At 72.0% G+C, this 435-nt stretch carries 1 protein-coding gene; it reads left to right on the forward strand.

Features of this window, described 5'->3' with window-relative positions; translation table 11 throughout:
* Nucleotides 1-435 (forward strand): response regulator (locus sphst_RS20960; protein ID WP_199849008.1); only part of this gene is annotated, 435 nt, incomplete at both ends.

The raw sequence follows: 435 nt of genomic DNA on the forward strand, positions 1-435 counted from the left end.
GTGATGATGCCGGGCGAGGACGGTCTGGCGGCCTGTCGCCGCCTGACCCGCAAGGGCGCGCCCCCCGTCGTCATGCTCAGCGCGCTGGGCGACGAACCCGACCGGATTCTCGGGCTCGAGATCGGCGCCAGTCATTATCTGACCAAGCCGTGCAGCCCGCGCGAGATCCTCGCGCGGATCCGGTCGGTCCTGCGGCGGCAACGCGCGCAACTGGCCGCGGGCGCGTTACCCGATCCTGCCGACCCCGCACCGACCGAGCGACCCGTTGGCGCCGCAAGTCCCGTCCAGAGCCACGATCTGGTCGGCTTTGCGGGCTGGGCGCTGAACTGCCGGATGCGGACGCTGACCGCCCCCGACGGCATGCTCGTCGACCTGACCGATGGCGAATTCGCGGTGCTGCGCGCCTTTGTCGAGCGTCCGCGCCGCGTGCTCGCG

Source organism: Sphingomonas sp. STIS6.2, from assembly GCF_000732685.2.
Lineage (GTDB): Bacteria > Pseudomonadota > Alphaproteobacteria > Sphingomonadales > Sphingomonadaceae > Sphingomonas > Sphingomonas aerolata.